A 14,489-nucleotide genomic window follows, 5' to 3' on the forward strand; every position below is an offset into this window, starting at 1 on the left:
GGGCAAGGTGGTCGATAGTCGCCGCCGGTGATTCGGGTCGTGACCGAGGTCACGTCGGGGGTGGGTGGGCGGGGGGGCCCTCCCGGGGCGCGCCCCGACGTGCCGACCCAACTCGGCCTCGCCCGCGTGGAGTTGCGCGCAGCCCGCCCTGCCCGTCGGTTACGCCCCGCACCTGCGAGGCTCCGTTCGGTGATGATCGAAAAGTCGCGGTATTCCCCGTCACACCGGGACGGAACCCCGTTTCTTGTCCTGTCCGAACGCCTCGGCTTACCGTCATCCCGCGCCGCGATCCCGTGGCGAGCCGCTCCCGGACGCCGAGTCCTGCCACCGGAGGCGGTCGTGGCACCACTTCCACATGGCAGGAGCGGGGGACCCAATCTCGCGCCGGCCGTCCGCCCAGGACGCCGGCTTGGGGTGAAGCCACCGCCGAACGACCTTCGGTCGTGGCCGGGCGACTCCGGCCCGAACCCGACAGCTCACCTCGTAGGCGTCTGGAGGAGGAGCACAGCCATGTCCGCACGCGGACGTCACCGCCGTCAGCGCGCCCGCGCCCGGCACATATCGCGCATCTCCCTGATGCTCTCCGCCGGCGGAGCCGGCATCGTCCTGCCCCTGGTCGCCTCCGGCACCGCCCACGCCGCCTCGGCCGAGACCTATGAGGTCAAGGCGGGCGACACCCTCTACGAGATCGCCGCCGAGCACGACGTCGACGGCGGCTGGCAGGCCCTGTACGAGGCCAACCGGGACGTCGTCGGCGACGACCCGCGGCTGATCACGCCGGGCCTGGAGCTCGTCCTCGACGAGGATGCCGCCGTCTCCACCCAGTCCGCGCCGGCCGACCAGACCGCCGCCGAAGCCCCGGCCGGCGACTACACCGCGCCGGTCTCGGGACCGCTCGGCACCGCCTACGGCGTCGCGGGCTCGGTGTGGTCCTCCGGGCACCACACCGGCGTCGACTTCCCCGTCGCCTCCGGCACCCCGGTCGCCGCGGTCACCTCGGGCGAGGTGGTCAGCGCCGGCACGGTCAACTCCTACGGCAACGAGGTCGTCATCCGGCACGCCGACGGCCGCTACAGCCAGTACGCGCACCTGTCGTCGATCTCCGTGAGCGCCGGCCAGACCGTCTCGACGGGCGACCAGATCGGCCTGTCGGGCTCCACCGGCAACTCCACGGGTCCGCACCTGCACTTCGAGGTGCGCACCGGCCCGGACTACGGTTCGGACATCGACCCGCTGGCCTACCTCAGGGAGCACGGCGTCAGCATCTGAGCCGTTCGAGCCGCCCTCATGCGACAGGGCCCCGCCGCGCACCTTCCCCCTCGCCGGCGGGGCCCTGTCCCCTTCCCCCCCGCCCCCGTTCCCCCCGTCAGTCCCCGAGCCGCAGGTAGGCGCGGATCGCCAGCGTCGCGAAGACCGCCGTCAGCAGCGCCGGCCAGGCGATGGCCAACGCCAGCGCGTGGTCGGTGGCCCACGAGTCGCCGCCGAGGCCCGGGTTGCCGAAGAGCTCGCGGATCGCGCTGACCGTCGCCGAGAGCGGGTTCCACTCCGCGACGGTGCCCAGCCAGCCCGGCATCATCTCCGGCGCGACGAAGACGTTGGAGAGCGCGGTCAGCGGGAACGCCAGCGGGAACACCGCCGTGCTCACCGTGTCCGGGTTCCGCAGGAGCAGCCCCAGGTAGATCCCGATCCAGGTGAACGCCACCCGCAGCGCCAGCACCAGCGCCACGGCCAGCAGCGCCCGCCCGAGGCCCCGGTGCCACTCCCAGCCCACCAGCAGGCCGCAGACCACGAGCACCGTCATCTCCAGCGCCGCCCGCATCAGGTCGGCCGCCGCGCGCCCGGTGAGCAGCGCGGTGCGGGCCACCGGCATCGAGCGGAAGCGGTCCATGACGCCGCGCCCGGCGTCGACGGCGACCGCCGAGCCGGTGGCGCCCATCCCGTAGAGCATGGTCATGGCGAACACGCCGGGCAGCAGGAACTCCCGGTAGTCGCCGCCGCCCGGCACCGACATGCCGCTGCCGAAGACGTAGCCGAAGACCAGCACGAACATGATCGGCAGCGCGAAGTAGAGGATCAACTCCTCCGGGCTGCGCGCCAGGTGGGCCATGTTCCGGCGGGTCATGATCCAGCCGTCCGCGACGGCCGCGTTCGGCCTGCTCATGCCGCCACCTCCGCCCGTGCCGCGCCGTGCCGCCCGCGCTCGCCCGTGAGGTGCAGGAACGCCTCGTCCAGGGTGGGCCGCCTGGTGCCGATGTCCTCGACGGCGAGGCCGGCGCCGCGCAGCGCGGCGACCACGTCGGTCAGCGCGGTCACCCGGTCCCGGACGGCCACGCTGACCCGCCGGGTGTCCGTGTCGATCTCGGGCGGCCGCCCGTCCCCGACCCGGGCCACGAGCGCGGCCACCGCCGCCAGCTGGTCCCGGTGCCGGGCGACGACCTCCACCCGGTCGCCGCCGATCAGCCCCTTGAGCGTGTCGGGGGTGCCCTCGGCCACCACCCGGCCGGCGTCGATGACGGCGATCCGCTCGGCCAACTGGTCGGCCTCCTCCAGGTACTGGGTGGTGAGCAGCACGGTGGTGCCGGACGCGACCAGCGAACGGACGGCGTCCCACACCTGGTTGCGGCTGCGCGGGTCGAGCCCGGTGGTCGGCTCGTCGAGGAACAGCACCTCGGGCGTGCGGACCAGGCTGGCGGCCAGGTCGAGGCGGCGCCGCATGCCGCCCGAGTACTGCCCGGCGTTGCGGCCCGCCGCCTCGGTCAGGCCGAAGCGTTCGAGCAGTTCGTCGGCCCGGCGGCGCGCCGTGCGCGGGCCGAGCTTGAAGAGACGGCCGAACATCACCAGGTTCTGCCGGCCGCTGAGCAGCTCGTCGACCGCCGCGTACTGCCCGGTGAGGCCGATCACCTCGCGCACCCGCTCCGGCCGGCGGGCCACGTCGTGTCCGCGAACGGTGGCCCGGCCGGCGTCGTAGCGCAGCAGCGTGGCCAGCGCCCGGACGGTCGTCGTCTTGCCGGCGCCGTTCGGCCCCAGCAGGCCGTAGACCGTGCCGGCCGGCACGGTCAGGTCGAGGCCGTCGAGGGCCTGGTGGCCCGGGCTCCCCCCGTAGCGCTTGCGCAGCCCCTCGGCCGCTATGGCGTGGTCGGTCACTGCCGCTCCCCCTCATAACCTTGTACACCGTAGAGTTTCGCTGTACACCGTACAAGGTTCTAGGATCGTGTCAAGCGACGACTGGACCGACGAGGAGAGGGATGGCTGCCGAGCGACGCGGACGGCGGGACCCGGAGTACCTGATGGACCTGCTGTGGCGCACCCGGTCGGAAGGCAGCCGGGGTCCGCGCGGCACGCTCAGCGTGGACCGGGTCGTCACGGCGGCGGTCGAGATCGCCGACGCCGAGGGGCTCGGCGCCGTCTCGATGCGGCGGGTGGCGGAGCGGGTCGGCGTGACGACGATGTCGCTCTACACCTATGTGCCGAGCAAGGACGATCTGCTCGACCTGATGTTCGACGTGGCGTCCGGCCGGCCCGACACCGCCGCCTGGCCGGACGACTGGCGGGGCGGCCTCTCCGCCTACGCCGGGGACATGCGCCGGGTGCTGCTGGCCAGGCCCTGGATGCTCGACGTGCCCATCGGGGCGCCGCCGATGGGCCCCAACAACCTCGCCTGGATGGAGGCCGCGCTCTCCACCATGGCGGACACCCCGCTCACCGAGGACGACATGATGGGCGTGCTGACCATCCTCAGCGGCCACGTGCTCACCGAGGTGCGCCAGCAGCTGACGATGAGCCGGGCGACCCCCCGCACCGGCGTCGACTACGCCGACTGGGACGGGGTCTACCGCCGGCTGCTGACGCGGGCCGCCGCCTCCGGCGACTACCCGACGATCGCCCGGGTGATGGCGGCCGTCAACCAGGACGACGAGCGCGGCCCCGAGGAGGACTTCGTCTACGCCGTGGACTTCATCCTGGACGGCGTGGCCGCCCTGATGCGCACCCGCCAGGCCGTCTGACGGCGGAGACGCCGACGGCGGCGGCGCCGGGCGCCGCCGCCGTCGGGGAACGATCGGGGAGCGAACGGAGGGTCAGGGCAGGTTGCGGGCCATCACGATCCGCTGGACCTGGTTCGTGCCTTCGTAGATCTGGGTGATCTTGGCGTCCCGCATCATCCGCTCCACCGGGTAGTCGCGGGTGTAGCCGTAGCCGCCGAGCAGCTGGACCGCGTCGGTGGTGATCTCCATCGCCGCGTCCGAGGCGTAGCACTTGGCCGCCGCCCCGAAGAACGTCAGGTCCGTGTCCTCGCGCTGCGACCTGGCGGCCGCCGCGTAGGTGAGCTGGCGGGCCGCCTCCAGCTTCATCGCCATGTCGGCCAGCATGAACTGCACGCCCTGGAAGTCCGCGACCGGCCTGCCGAACTGCCTGCGCTCGCGGACATACCCCTTGGCGTAGTCCAGCGCGCCCTGCGCGATGCCGAGCGCCTGCGCCGCGATGGTGATCCTCGTGTGGTCCAGCGTGCGCATCGCGGTGGCGAAGCCGGTGCCCTCCGCGCCGATCATCCGGTCGGCCGGGATCCGCACGTTGTCCAGGTAGACCTCGCGGGTCGGCGAGCCCTTGATGCCGAGCTTCTTCTCCGGCGCGCCGAAGGACACGCCCGCGTCGCCCTTCTCCACCACGAACGCCGAGATCCCGCCCCTGGTGCGCTTCTCCGGGTCGGTCACGGCCATCACCGTGTAGTAGTCGGAGACGCCCGCGTTGGTGATCCAGCGCTTGACGCCGTTGAGCACGTAGTGGTCGCCGTCCCGCACCGCCCTGGTCTTCATGCCGCCCGCGTCCGAGCCGGCGTCGGGCTCCGACAGGCAGTAGGAGAACATCGCCTCGCCCCTGGCCAGCGGCGTCAGGTAGCGGGCCTTGAGCTCCTGGGAGCCGGACAGCATCAGCGGCAGCGAGCCCAGCTTGTTGACCGCCGGGATCAGCGAGGACGAGGCGCAGACCCGCGCCACCTCCTCGATCACGATCACCGTCGCCAGCGCGTCGGCGCCCGCGCCGCCGAACTCCTCGGGCACGTGCACGGCGTGCAGGTCGCTGCCCACCAGCGCGTCGAGCGCCTCCTGCGGGAAGCGGCCCTCCTCGTCCACCTCGGCCGCGTGCGGGCCGATCTTCGCCTCGGCCAGCGCGCGGACCGACTCGCGGAGCATCTCGTGCTCCTCCGCCGGGCGGTACAGATCGAAATCCGCGTCTCCTGCCACGTGACCCAACTCCCTCGCGACGAGCGGCATGCTAATGACCGTTAAGTAACATGCATCGTAGGCCGCCACGGCCGCCGCCGACAGGTGGGCTTCCCGACAACCGGCGGACATCGTCGCGGGCTATGCTCGTTGCCATGTCTCCGAAGATCACGGTCATCGGCCTCGGATACCTCGGCGCCACCCACGCGGCGGCCATGGCCGAGCTCGGCTTCGAGGTGCTCGGCCTCGACGTGCTCCCGGAGAAGCTCGACCGGCTCAGGCGCGGCGAGGCCCCGATGTACGAGCCGGGCCTCGACGAGCTGCTGCGCCGGCACGTCACCGGGCTGCCGGGATCCACCGGCCGGCTCTCCTTCACCGACTCGCCCGCCGAGGTCGCCACCTTCGGCGACGTCCACTTCGTCTGCGTCAACACCCCGCAGAAGCCGGGCGAGTACGCCTGCGACATGAGCTACGTCGACGCGGCCGTCGACGCCCTCGCCCCCCACCTGGACCGCCCGGCCCTGGTCGTCGGCAAGTCCACCGTGCCGGTCGGCAGCGCCGCCCGGCTGGCCCGCAGGCTCGCCGAGCTCGCCCCGGCGGGCGAGGCCGCCGAGCTGGCGTGGAACCCGGAGTTCCTGCGCGAGGGCTTCGCCGTCGAGGACACGCTGCGCCCGGACCGGATCGTGGTCGGCGTCACCAGCGAGCGTGCCGAGACGCTGCTGCGCGAGGTCTACGCCACCCCGCTGGCCGCCGGCACCCCCTTCATCGTCGCCGACCTGCCGACCGCCGAGCTGGTCAAGACGGCGGCCAACGCCTTCCTCTCCACCAAGATCTCGTTCATAAACGCCATGGCGGAGATCTGCGAGGCCGCCGACGGCGACGTCGTCACGCTGGCCGAGGCCCTCGGCCACGACGACCGCATCGGCCGCAAGTTCCTGCGCGCCGGCATCGGCTTCGGCGGCGGCTGCCTGCCCAAGGACATCCGCGCCTTCATGGCCCGCGCCGGTGAGCTCGGCGCCGCCGAGGCGCTGTCGTTCCTCCGCGAGATCGACTCCATCAACATGCGCCGCCGCGCCGCCATGGTCGAGCTCACCAGGGAGACGCTGGGCGGCTCGCTGCTCGGCAAGCGGGTCGCGGTGCTCGGCGCCGCCTTCAAGCCCGACTCGGACGACGTGCGGGACTCCCCGGCGCTCAACATCGCCGGCCAGCTCCACCTCCAGGGCGCCGAGATCACCGTCTACGACCCCAAGGGCATGGAGAACGCCCGGCGGGTCTTCCCCACCCTGCGCTACGCCGAGTCCGCCGCCGAGGCGGCGCGCGGCGCGCACGCCGTGCTGCACCTCACGGAGTGGCGGGAGTTCCGCGAGCTGGACCCGGCGGCCCTCGGCGAGCTCGTCGCCGACCGGCAGATCCTCGACGGCCGCAACGCGCTCGACCCGGTGTTGTGGCGCAAGTCCGGCTGGACCTACCGGGCGCTCGGCCGACCCACGGCGTGACCGCTCCGCTTGGAGAACCGGCGGGCGGTCGCGGGGCGGCTCACGAGTCGGCGCCGCGGCTGGTCGCCCGGCTGCGGAGCCGCCGGGCGTCATGCCCAGCGTCCCCGACGGGCTCGGCAAACCCGGTACTGGGCCGCCACGGCGCCGCTCGGCTCCGCTTTCCTCAATAGTTCCTCAACACCGGCCAATTGACGGTGCGCTGACGCTATCGTCCCCGCATGCCAGAGATCACGGGGACGAAACCACCGACCAGCGCGAATCCGCCGGAGGCGGAAGGCGGCACGGAACTCAAGCGGGTGATGGGGCCGGGGTTGCTCCTGCTCTTCATCGTGGGGGACATTCTCGGCACCGGCGTCTACGCGCTGACCGGGCGGGTCGCCGCGGAGGTCGGCGGCGCGGTGTGGCTGCCGTTTCTCCTCGCCTTCACGGTGGCTTTGCTGACCGCCACCAGCTATCTCGAACTCGTCACCAAATACCCACGCGCGGGCGGCGCGGCCGCCTACTCACACCGGGCCTTCGGCATCCACTTCCTCACCTTCCTGGTGACCTTCGCGGTGATGTGCTCGGGCCTGACCTCGGCCTCCTCGGCCTCCAAGGCCTTCGCCGCCAACCTGCTGTCCGCGCTGGACGTGGACGGCGACACCGGCCGGATCGCCATGGTCATCGCGCTCGCCTTCATGGCGGCCATCAGCCTGGTGAACCTGCGCGGCGTGGGCGAGAGCGTCAAGGCCAACGTGGCGCTCACCGCCGTCGAACTCTCCGGACTGCTCATCGTGATCGGGGTCGGCGCGTGGGCGGTGCTGCAGGGAAAGGGCGAATTCTCCCGCGTCACCGAGTTCGACACGACAGGTGGCGAAACGGCGTTCGGTGCCGTGACCGCCGCGACCGCGCTCGCCTTTTTCGCGATGGTCGGATTTGAGGATTCGGTGAACATGGCGGAGGAGACGAAGGACCCCGTTCGGACCTTTCCGCGCATGATGCTGATCGGCCTGTGTGTGACGGGTGCGATTTACGTGTTGGTCGCCATCGCCAGTGTCGCGCTGGTGGAACCGGCCGAGTTGGGCGAGGGGGAAACGCCGCTGCTGCGGGTGGTCCAGGCCGGCGCGCCCGGATTCCCGATCGACCTGTTCGCCTGGATCACGATGTTCGCGGTCTCCAACTCGGCGCTCATCAACATGCTGATGGCCAGCCGACTGCTCTACGGCATGGCCAGGGAACGCTGCCTCCCCGCGCCCCTCGGCCGGCTGCTGCCGGGCCGCCGCACCCCGTGGGTCGCCATCACCTTCACCACCCTGCTGGCGTTCCTGCTCATCGGCTACGCCGACCTGACGGCGCTCGGCGGCACGACGTCGCTGCTGCTGCTCTGCGTCTTCACCATCGTCAACGTGGCGGTGCTCGTGCTGCGGCGCGACCGCGTCGCCCACCGCCACTTCCGCGCCCCCACCGCCCTCCCGGTCATCGGCGCGGTGCTCTGCGCCTACCTGGCCACCCCGCTCTCCGGCCGCTCCGGCGACGACTACCGGGTCGCCGGCTGGCTGATGCTGCTCGGCGTCGCCCTGTGGGGCTGCGTCTGGCTGGCCAACCGGGCCCTGAAGGCGCGCGCCACGGCCGAAGCCGACCGGTCCTGACGGGGCGGACCACCGCTGGTGGAGGCGCCGTGGGGGGTGGGGGGAGCGGGCACAGCCCGCTCCCCCCACCCCACCGACGCCACAGTGCCCCGGAACGACGCCGCTCAGCTCGTTCGGGACGCCCTCCAGCGTCACCGAGTCGGTGATCTCGCCGGAGGCGAGGTCGACCGCGTGGAGTTCGCGGGTGGCGGGCTCTGTCACGTAGGCCGTGCCGCCCCGGGTGAAGATCGCCGGGCGGGGGGCCTGCCACTCCAGCGGCTCGGTCCACTCCTCGTCCAGCACCGGGATGGTGCGGGTGACCTCCGCCGACTCCGGGTCGATGACGTGGATCGCGCCGTCGGTGCCCAGGACGAGCGCCTCGCCCTCGGGGCCGCGGGCCAGCGAGCGGAAGGTGTAGCTGGTGCCCAGGTCCACCCGTCGCAGGTCGCCGGTCTCGGTGTCGATCAACGCGATCTCCTCCGGCCGCTCCAACTCGGCCTCGGCGTCCTGCTTGTAGTCCGCCAGGACGATCGGCGACGCGTCGGAACCGGCCTGGTTGCCCATCCGGCCGTACTCGGTCGGGCTCTCCACCTTGGTGATCTCGCCGTCCCGGTAGATGACGGCGCCGTCCTCGCAGCCGACCACCACCGCCTCGCCCCGCGCCGTGGACTCGCCGTGCACGCCGGGGCACTCCTCGCTGCGCGCGATCTCCTCCCCGTTCTCGTCGAGCACGAGGATGCCGGTGCGCTCCTCCTCGGTGCCGAGCGTCACGACCAACTCGCCGTTGGACAGCTCGATCGCCACGCCGTGGTGCGCGTCGGCCGCCTGGTACGTCTCGGTCTCCGGCAGCTCGGCGGAGTTCAGGTCGCCCGGGTCGAAGCTGGTCACCTCGCCCGTGCCGTCCGCGAACAGCACGGTGCGGCCGGCGTGCCGGACCACGTGCCCGGGGTGCGGGGCTGCGAACTCCAGTTCGGTCAGCGCGCCGGCGGCCGCGTCCAGGACCCGGAAGCCGGTCGAGGTGGACACCAGCACGTGCCGGTCGTCGCCCGCCGGGTTGATCCGGTTGAAGCCGTCGAGCGGGATGTCCGCCGCGACCTCGAACGTCTCGCCGTCGATGACCTGGAGACCGCCGTCGTAGGTGACCACCAGCGGGTCGGCGACGGTCACGGCCGGCGTCTCCTCGGCCGCCGCGTCGGACGACGACGACGTCTCGTCGGTCGAGCCGCCGCAGGCGGACAGCGAGGCCGCCGCCACGGCGGCCGTGAACCCCACGCCGGCCTTCCTCAGCCGGTGCCAGGCATGTCTGGCCATGGTTCGAACTCCTTCTCAGTCGATGGGGGTTGGGAAAACCGGGTGGCTACGCCGCGCCGGACAGACCGTCGGCGATGGCGTCCGCGTTGGCGCGCATCAGCGCGAGATACGTGCCGGCCGGCCCGTCCGGCTCGGTCAGGGACTCGGAGAACAGCTCGACCACCTCGACCCGCAGGCCGGCCTCCTCGGCCAGCACCCGGGCCAGCCGGTCCGGTTGCGAGGAGTCCGCGAAGATCGCCGGCACCCCGGCCTCCTCGACCGCCGTCGCCAAGGACTCCAGGTCGGAGGCGCTGGGCGAGGCGAGCGTCGTGCCGCTGGGCACCACGGCCCCGATCACCGTGAACTCGTAGCGGTCGGCGAGGTAGCCGAAGACATGGTGGTTGGTGACCAGTTGGCGCCGCCCGTCGGGGATCGCCGCGAACTGATCCGTCATCCAGGCGTCGAGCTCCTCCAACTCGGCGGCGTACGCGGCCGCGTTGGCCCGCACCGCCGCCCCGTCCACGCCCGCGACCTCGGCGACGACCCGGTCCGCGATGGCGTCGACCGCCGTCCGCACCCGCAGCGGGTCGGTCCAGAAGTGCGGATCGGGCTCGCCCTCCTCGGCACCCGCGTCCGCGCCGAACGACAGCGGGTCGACCTCCTCGGCCACCGCCAGCGTCGGCACGCCCGCCTCGTCGGCCGCCGCGACGTTGCGGGCCACGCCCTCCTCCAGGCCGAGCCCGTTGTGCACCAGCAGTTCGGCGTCCTCCAGCGTGGCCGCCTGCCGGGCCGAGACGCCGAACGAGTGCGGGTCGGCGCCCGGCGCCATCAGCACGGTGACCTCGGCCTCGTCCCCGACCACCCGGCGGGTGATGTCGCCCAGGATGTTGGTGGTGACCACCACGCCCGAGCCACCGTCCCCGCCGCCCGGCGCGCACCCGGCCAGCGGCAGCAGCGCGAGCGCCGCGGCCACGGCCGTTCGCGCCCTCATCGGCCCGTCTCCACGAGGAGTTCGGGCGCCAGGCCCGGGGCGAGGGTGCGGGAGACCCGCAGGTCGTCGGCGTAGTCGATCTCGTGGACGACGCCGGCCGCCGGGTCGTTGACGTAGGCGCGGCTGGTGTCCACCTCGATGACGGCGCCGGCGCCGGGCTCGGTCAACGGCTCGGTCGCCGCCGTCTCCGCGCCGTCCCCGAGGTCGTAGGCGCGTAGCGCGCCGTCCGGCGTCAGCGCGAGCAGGGTGGCCCCGTCGCCCGGCGCCGCTGCCGCGAGCACCGGGCCGGTCTCCGTCAACGTCCAGGCGCGGTCGGCGAGTTCGAGGGTCCACACGCCGCGCTCGCCGGCCGGCGCGACCAGCGTGCCGCTGCCCGGCCGCTGTCCGAACGCCCGGGCCCGCTCGTCCGGCTCCGTGCCCTCGGGGTAGGGGATCGGCTCGGCGGTCAACTCCGCCTCGTCCGCGTCCCCTTCGGCGCGGACGAGCAGCGCGCCGTCCGCGCAGCCGAACACCACGCCGTAGCGGGTGGCGGCCGCGCCGGCCGGCTCGGGACAGGGCTCCGCGACCGCTCCGACCCGGGCGCCCGCCCGGTCGTACACCGCGACCTCCTCGGCGCCCGGCACCAGCACCCGGCCCTCGAACGGGACGGCGGCGGCCGGCGCGCCCGCGTCGACCCTGGCCGGCTCGGCGATCTCGCCCCCGTCCAGCGCCTCCCGGTCGAGCAGCACCACCGTGCCGTCCGCGTAGGTCAGCGCGGTGACGGCGAGATCGGCGTGGGCGCCGAGGAGTTCGCCCGCGCCGCCCGGCACCTCGCCCACCACGCTGGGCGCGGTCCGGTAGTGGTGCGCGTGGTCGCCGTGGTCCACGGTCCACGCGCCGCCGTCCACCACCGTCACGGTGCCGTCGTCGGCGGTCAGATAGCCGTAACGCCCGTCGCCGGCGAGGCCGTTCAGGCCGTCAGCCGCGACGTCGAGCGGCGTCACCTCCTCGGTGGTCAGGTCGAGCACCCGCGCCTCGCCGCCGCCGGCCTCGGCCAGCACCAGCCTGGGCTGCGGCTCCGCCAGCTCCTCGGCGCCCGCCACATAGCCGTGCGGCGTCGCCTCGTCGCTCGGCGCCCCGGCCTCGGTCGGCGCACCGTCGCCCTCGCCGCCGCCGCACGCCGCGAGCAGCAGCGGAACCGCCGCCAGCGCCAGCCTCCGTCGTCTCCGTATCACCTGGTGAGCCCTGCCTGTTCCCTGCGTGTGGTTCGGGTGTTTCGGGTGGTTCGGGTGGCGACGGCCGAGCCGAGCGCCGAGAGGAAGAAGCAGCCGACCGCGACCGCGGCGATGGTGGCGCCGGCGGCCGTGCCGGCGTGCCACGAGATCAGCAGCCCGAGGAAGGTGGCCGCGCCGCCGAGCAGCGCGGCGCCCAGCATGATCAGCGGGATCCGCCGCGCCCACAGCGCGGCCGCGGCCGGCGGCGCGATCAGCAGCCCGAACACCAGCAGCGTGCCGACCACATGGAAGGAGGCGGTGATCGCCAGCGTCACCAGGCCGAGCAGCGCCGCCCGCGCGACGCCGGGCCGCAGCCCGAGCGTCCGCGCCTTGCGCTCGTCGAAGGCGAGCGCGGTGAACGACCGGTGGCCGGCCGCCGCGATCGCCGTGGCGGCCGCCAACGCGACCGCCAGGTAGCCGAGTTCGCGGTCCCTGACCGCCAGTACGTCGCCGAAGAGCAGCCCGGTCAGGTCCACCGCGAACGACGGGGAGCGCGAGACGATGATCACGCCGGCGGCCAGCATCCCGGCGAACAGCAGCCCGATCGCCGTGTCGGTCGAGAGCCGGCGCGATCGGCCGAGCGCCGTCACGCCGAACGCCATCGCGCCCGCGCTGAGCGCGGCCCCCAGCAGCGGGCTGCCGCCGAGCAGCGAGGCCAGGGCCACGCCGGGCAGCATCCCGTGCGACATCGCGTCGCCGAGGAACGCCATCCCGCGCAGCACCACCCAGGTGCCGGCGAGCGCGCAGATCAGCGAGACGAGGATCCCGCCCCAGAGCGCCCGTTGCACAAAGGACACCTGGAACGGATCGGACAACCACTCCATGGCGCATGACCATACAATGAAAATGAAAATGATTGTCAATGAGCCTGGAGTGAGGTCCGTCATGCCACCCACGAGCCGCGACGCGGTCGCCCTGCGCGGCGTCACCGCCGGCTACCCGCGCCGCCCGCCCGCGCTGCGTGACATCACCGCCCGCCTGCCGCGCGCCGGCCGCACCGCCGTCGTCGGCCCCAACGGCGCGGGCAAGTCCACGCTGCTCGGCGTCGTCGCCGGCGTGCTGCGCCCCACCGCCGGGTCCGTCACCCGGCACGAGGACGCCGGCCGCCGGCCGGCCCTCGTGGTGCAACGCAGCGCCGCCGCCGACGCGTTGCCGCTCACCGTCCGCGACGCCGTCGCCATGGGGCGCTGGGCGCACCGCGGCCCCTGGCGGCCCCTCACCCGCCAGGACCGCGCCGTCGTCCGCGACTGCCTCGACCGGCTCGGCCTGCTCGACCTGGCCGGGCGGCAGTTGGGCGAGCTCTCCGGCGGCCAGCGGCAACGCGCCCTGGTCGCCCAGGGACTGGCCCAGGACGCGCGGCTGTTGCTCCTCGACGAGCCGGCCGCCGGCGTCGATCTGGCCGCCACCCGCCGGATATCGGCCGTCCTCGCCGACGCCGCCGAGCGGGGCGTCACGGTCGTCCAAGCCACCCACGACCTCGACGAGGCGCTGCGCGCCGACCACTGCCTGCTGCTCGCCGACGGCCGGCTGCTGGCCGAGGGCCCGCCCGCCGCCGTCCTCACCCCCGAGGCGCTGGCCCGTGCCGTTGGCCTGCGGCGCTGAGCGGGTCGGGCGACGTCGGCTTCGGTTCGACGCTGCCCCGAAGGGGCGCCCAGCGGAGCGCTCAGGCTTGTCAGCGACCCGAGTTGCCCCTAGAGTCCGGCGCGGCATCGCCTTGGGAGCGCTCCCCGAACCCGTACCCCACTCGATCGAGGGAGCAGCACGACATGAGGAACCGCCTGCGCTGGGCACTGGCCACCATGGGCACGCTCGCCGCCCTGCTGACGACGGCGCCCGCCGCGCACGCCGACGTCCAGATCTGCGACCAGTACGGCACGACCACCATCCAGGGGCGCTACACCGTCCAGAACAACCGCTGGGGCACCGGCGCGACCCAGTGCGTCAACGTCACCGGCACCGGATTCCAGCTCACCCGGGCCGACGGCTCCGTGCCCACGGACGGGCCGCCGAAGTCCTACCCGTCGATCTACGTCGGCTGCCACTACGCCAACTGCTCGCCCGGCACCAACCTGCCGCGCCAGCTCTCCACCATCGGCAGCGCGCCGAGCAGCATCTCGTACGGCTATGTCGGCGGCGCCACCTACAACGCCTCCTACGACATCTGGCTCGACCCGACGCCCCGCACCAACGGCGTCAACCAGACCGAGATCATGATCTGGTTCAACCGGGTCGGCCCCATCCAGCCCATCGGCTCGCAGAGCGGCATTGCCACCGTGGGCGGCCGGAGCTGGGAGGTGTGGACCGGCAGCAACGGCTCCAACCGGGTGATCTCCTTCGTCGCCCCCTCCGCGATCAGCAGCTGGAGCTTCGACGTCATGGACTTCGTCGACGTGGCCGTCGCGCGCGGGATGGCCACCAACTCCTGGTACCTGACCAGCATCCAGGCCGGCTTCGAACCCTGGCAGGGCGGCGCGGGCCTCGCCGTGAACTCGTTCTCGGCCTCCGTCAACTAGATGAGTAAGTCCTAATGGTTAGTGGTCGTAGGCGGTCAGCGATCGTGTGATGGGCTGGCCGGTGGTGCGGTTATGCCAGATGGCGCAGGTCAGGGCGAGGATGCGTTGGCCGATTCGGGCGAG

The 14,489-nt window shown here is 73.2% G+C and carries 11 protein-coding genes, 3 pseudogenes and 1 riboswitch; of the genes and pseudogenes, 6 read left to right on the plus strand and 8 right to left on the minus strand.

The features are described 5' to 3' along the window. Nucleotides 1-333: 333 nt before the first annotated feature. Nucleotides 334-505: riboswitch (cyclic di-AMP (ydaO/yuaA leader) on the plus strand. Between the two features lie 5 nt (nt 506-510). Then, nucleotides 511-1,269 carry a M23 family metallopeptidase gene (locus tag RNC47_RS33865; RefSeq protein WP_311604454.1) on the plus strand — a complete coding sequence of 253 codons (759 nt, stop codon included), beginning with the start codon at nt 511-513 and terminating at the stop codon, nt 1,267-1,269. Nucleotides 1,270-1,366: 97 nt separating this feature from the next. Here the strand turns inward: RNC47_RS33865 and RNC47_RS33870 are convergent, their stop codons facing one another. Both RNC47_RS33870 and RNC47_RS33875 read right to left on the minus strand, forming a co-directional pair. Next, nucleotides 1,367-2,161: an ABC transporter permease gene (locus RNC47_RS33870; RefSeq protein WP_311604455.1), complete on the minus strand. Its 795-nt coding sequence runs from the start codon at nt 2,159-2,161 to the stop codon at nt 1,367-1,369. Beyond that, nucleotides 2,158-3,144 carry an ATP-binding cassette domain-containing protein gene (locus RNC47_RS33875; RefSeq protein ID WP_311604456.1) on the minus strand — a complete coding sequence of 329 codons (987 nt, stop codon included), beginning with the start codon at nt 3,142-3,144 and terminating at the stop codon, nt 2,158-2,160. Before RNC47_RS33875 ends, RNC47_RS33870 begins: the two co-directional genes overlap by 4 nt. A 101-nt stretch (nt 3,145-3,245) precedes the next feature. Between RNC47_RS33875 and RNC47_RS33880 the strand changes: the two genes are divergently transcribed. Then, nucleotides 3,246-4,004: a TetR/AcrR family transcriptional regulator gene (locus RNC47_RS33880; RefSeq protein ID WP_311604457.1), complete on the plus strand. Its 759-nt coding sequence runs from the start codon at nt 3,246-3,248 to the stop codon at nt 4,002-4,004. A 72-nt stretch (nt 4,005-4,076) separates the two neighbouring features. Here the strand turns inward: RNC47_RS33880 and RNC47_RS33885 are convergent, their stop codons facing one another. Continuing rightward, nucleotides 4,077-5,237 (minus strand): acyl-CoA dehydrogenase family protein, encoded by a 1,161-nt coding sequence (locus tag RNC47_RS33885; RefSeq protein ID WP_311604466.1) that lies wholly within the window; start codon nt 5,235-5,237, stop codon nt 4,077-4,079. Between the two features lie 134 nt (nt 5,238-5,371). Between RNC47_RS33885 and RNC47_RS33890 the strand changes: the two genes are divergently transcribed. After that, nucleotides 5,372-6,712 (plus strand): UDP-glucose dehydrogenase family protein, encoded by a 1,341-nt coding sequence (locus tag RNC47_RS33890; protein ID WP_311604459.1) that lies wholly within the window; start codon nt 5,372-5,374, stop codon nt 6,710-6,712. 218 nt (nt 6,713-6,930) lie between these two features. After that, the gene (locus RNC47_RS33895) at nt 6,931-8,340 is read left to right on the plus strand and encodes an APC family permease (RefSeq protein ID WP_394814944.1); all 1,410 of its coding nucleotides are present in this window, start codon (nt 6,931-6,933) and stop codon (nt 8,338-8,340) included. 93 nt (nt 8,341-8,433) lie between these two features. Here the strand turns inward: RNC47_RS33895 and aztD are convergent. The 4 genes and pseudogenes from aztD to aztB form a co-directional block, all read right to left on the minus strand. Further along, nucleotides 8,434-9,630: pseudogene (gene aztD, locus RNC47_RS33900) on the minus strand (zinc metallochaperone AztD); the annotation flags it as partial. A 46-nt stretch (nt 9,631-9,676) separates the two neighbouring features. Beyond that, nucleotides 9,677-10,600 carry a zinc ABC transporter substrate-binding protein AztC gene (gene aztC / locus RNC47_RS33905; RefSeq protein WP_311604460.1) on the minus strand — a complete coding sequence of 308 codons (924 nt, stop codon included), beginning with the start codon at nt 10,598-10,600 and terminating at the stop codon, nt 9,677-9,679. After that, nucleotides 10,597-11,814 carry a hypothetical protein gene (locus RNC47_RS33910; protein ID WP_311604462.1) on the minus strand — a complete coding sequence of 406 codons (1,218 nt, stop codon included), beginning with the start codon at nt 11,812-11,814 and terminating at the stop codon, nt 10,597-10,599. Before RNC47_RS33910 ends, aztC begins: the two co-directional genes overlap by 4 nt. Continuing rightward, the gene (gene aztB, locus RNC47_RS33915) at nt 11,811-12,677 is read right to left on the minus strand and encodes a zinc ABC transporter permease AztB (protein WP_311604463.1); all 867 of its coding nucleotides are present in this window, start codon (nt 12,675-12,677) and stop codon (nt 11,811-11,813) included. Before aztB ends, RNC47_RS33910 begins: the two co-directional genes overlap by 4 nt. Before the next feature lie 61 nt (nt 12,678-12,738). Between aztB and aztA the strand changes: the two genes are divergently transcribed. Together aztA and RNC47_RS33925 are read left to right on the plus strand one after the other, a co-directional pair. Beyond that, a complete protein-coding gene (gene aztA, locus RNC47_RS33920) occupies nt 12,739-13,455 on the plus strand; it encodes a zinc ABC transporter ATP-binding protein AztA (protein WP_311604464.1) in 717 nt (238 codons plus the stop codon). A gap of 164 nt (nt 13,456-13,619) precedes the next feature. After that, a pseudogene (locus RNC47_RS33925) lies at nt 13,620-14,363 on the plus strand (GH12 family glycosyl hydrolase domain-containing protein); the annotation flags it as partial. A 21-nt stretch (nt 14,364-14,384) separates the two neighbouring features. Here the strand turns inward: RNC47_RS33925 and RNC47_RS33930 are convergent. Next, nucleotides 14,385-14,489 (minus strand): annotated as a pseudogene (locus tag RNC47_RS33930) (IS982 family transposase); the annotation flags it as partial.

Source organism: Streptomyces millisiae, from assembly GCF_031845425.1.
Taxonomy (GTDB): Bacteria; Actinomycetota; Actinomycetes; order Streptomycetales; family Streptomycetaceae; genus Streptomyces; species Streptomyces millisiae.

Coding starts and splice junctions, on each gene's coding strand:
- aztA (WP_311604464.1), top strand. CDS start 12,739: ATGCCACCCACGAGCCGCGACGCGGTCGCCCTGCGCGGCGTCACCGCC.
- RNC47_RS33895 (WP_394814944.1), top strand. CDS start 6,931: ATGCCAGAGATCACGGGGACGAAACCACCGACCAGCGCGAATCCGCCG.
- RNC47_RS33880 (WP_311604457.1), top strand. CDS start 3,246: ATGGCTGCCGAGCGACGCGGACGGCGGGACCCGGAGTACCTGATGGAC.
- RNC47_RS33890 (WP_311604459.1), top strand. CDS start 5,372: ATGTCTCCGAAGATCACGGTCATCGGCCTCGGATACCTCGGCGCCACC.
- RNC47_RS33865 (WP_311604454.1), top strand. CDS start 511: ATGTCCGCACGCGGACGTCACCGCCGTCAGCGCGCCCGCGCCCGGCAC.
- RNC47_RS33870 (WP_311604455.1), bottom strand. CDS start 2,161: ATGAGCAGGCCGAACGCGGCCGTCGCGGACGGCTGGATCATGACCCGC.
- aztB (WP_311604463.1), bottom strand. CDS start 12,677: ATGGAGTGGTTGTCCGATCCGTTCCAGGTGTCCTTTGTGCAACGGGCG.
- aztC (WP_311604460.1), bottom strand. CDS start 10,600: ATGAGGGCGCGAACGGCCGTGGCCGCGGCGCTCGCGCTGCTGCCGCTG.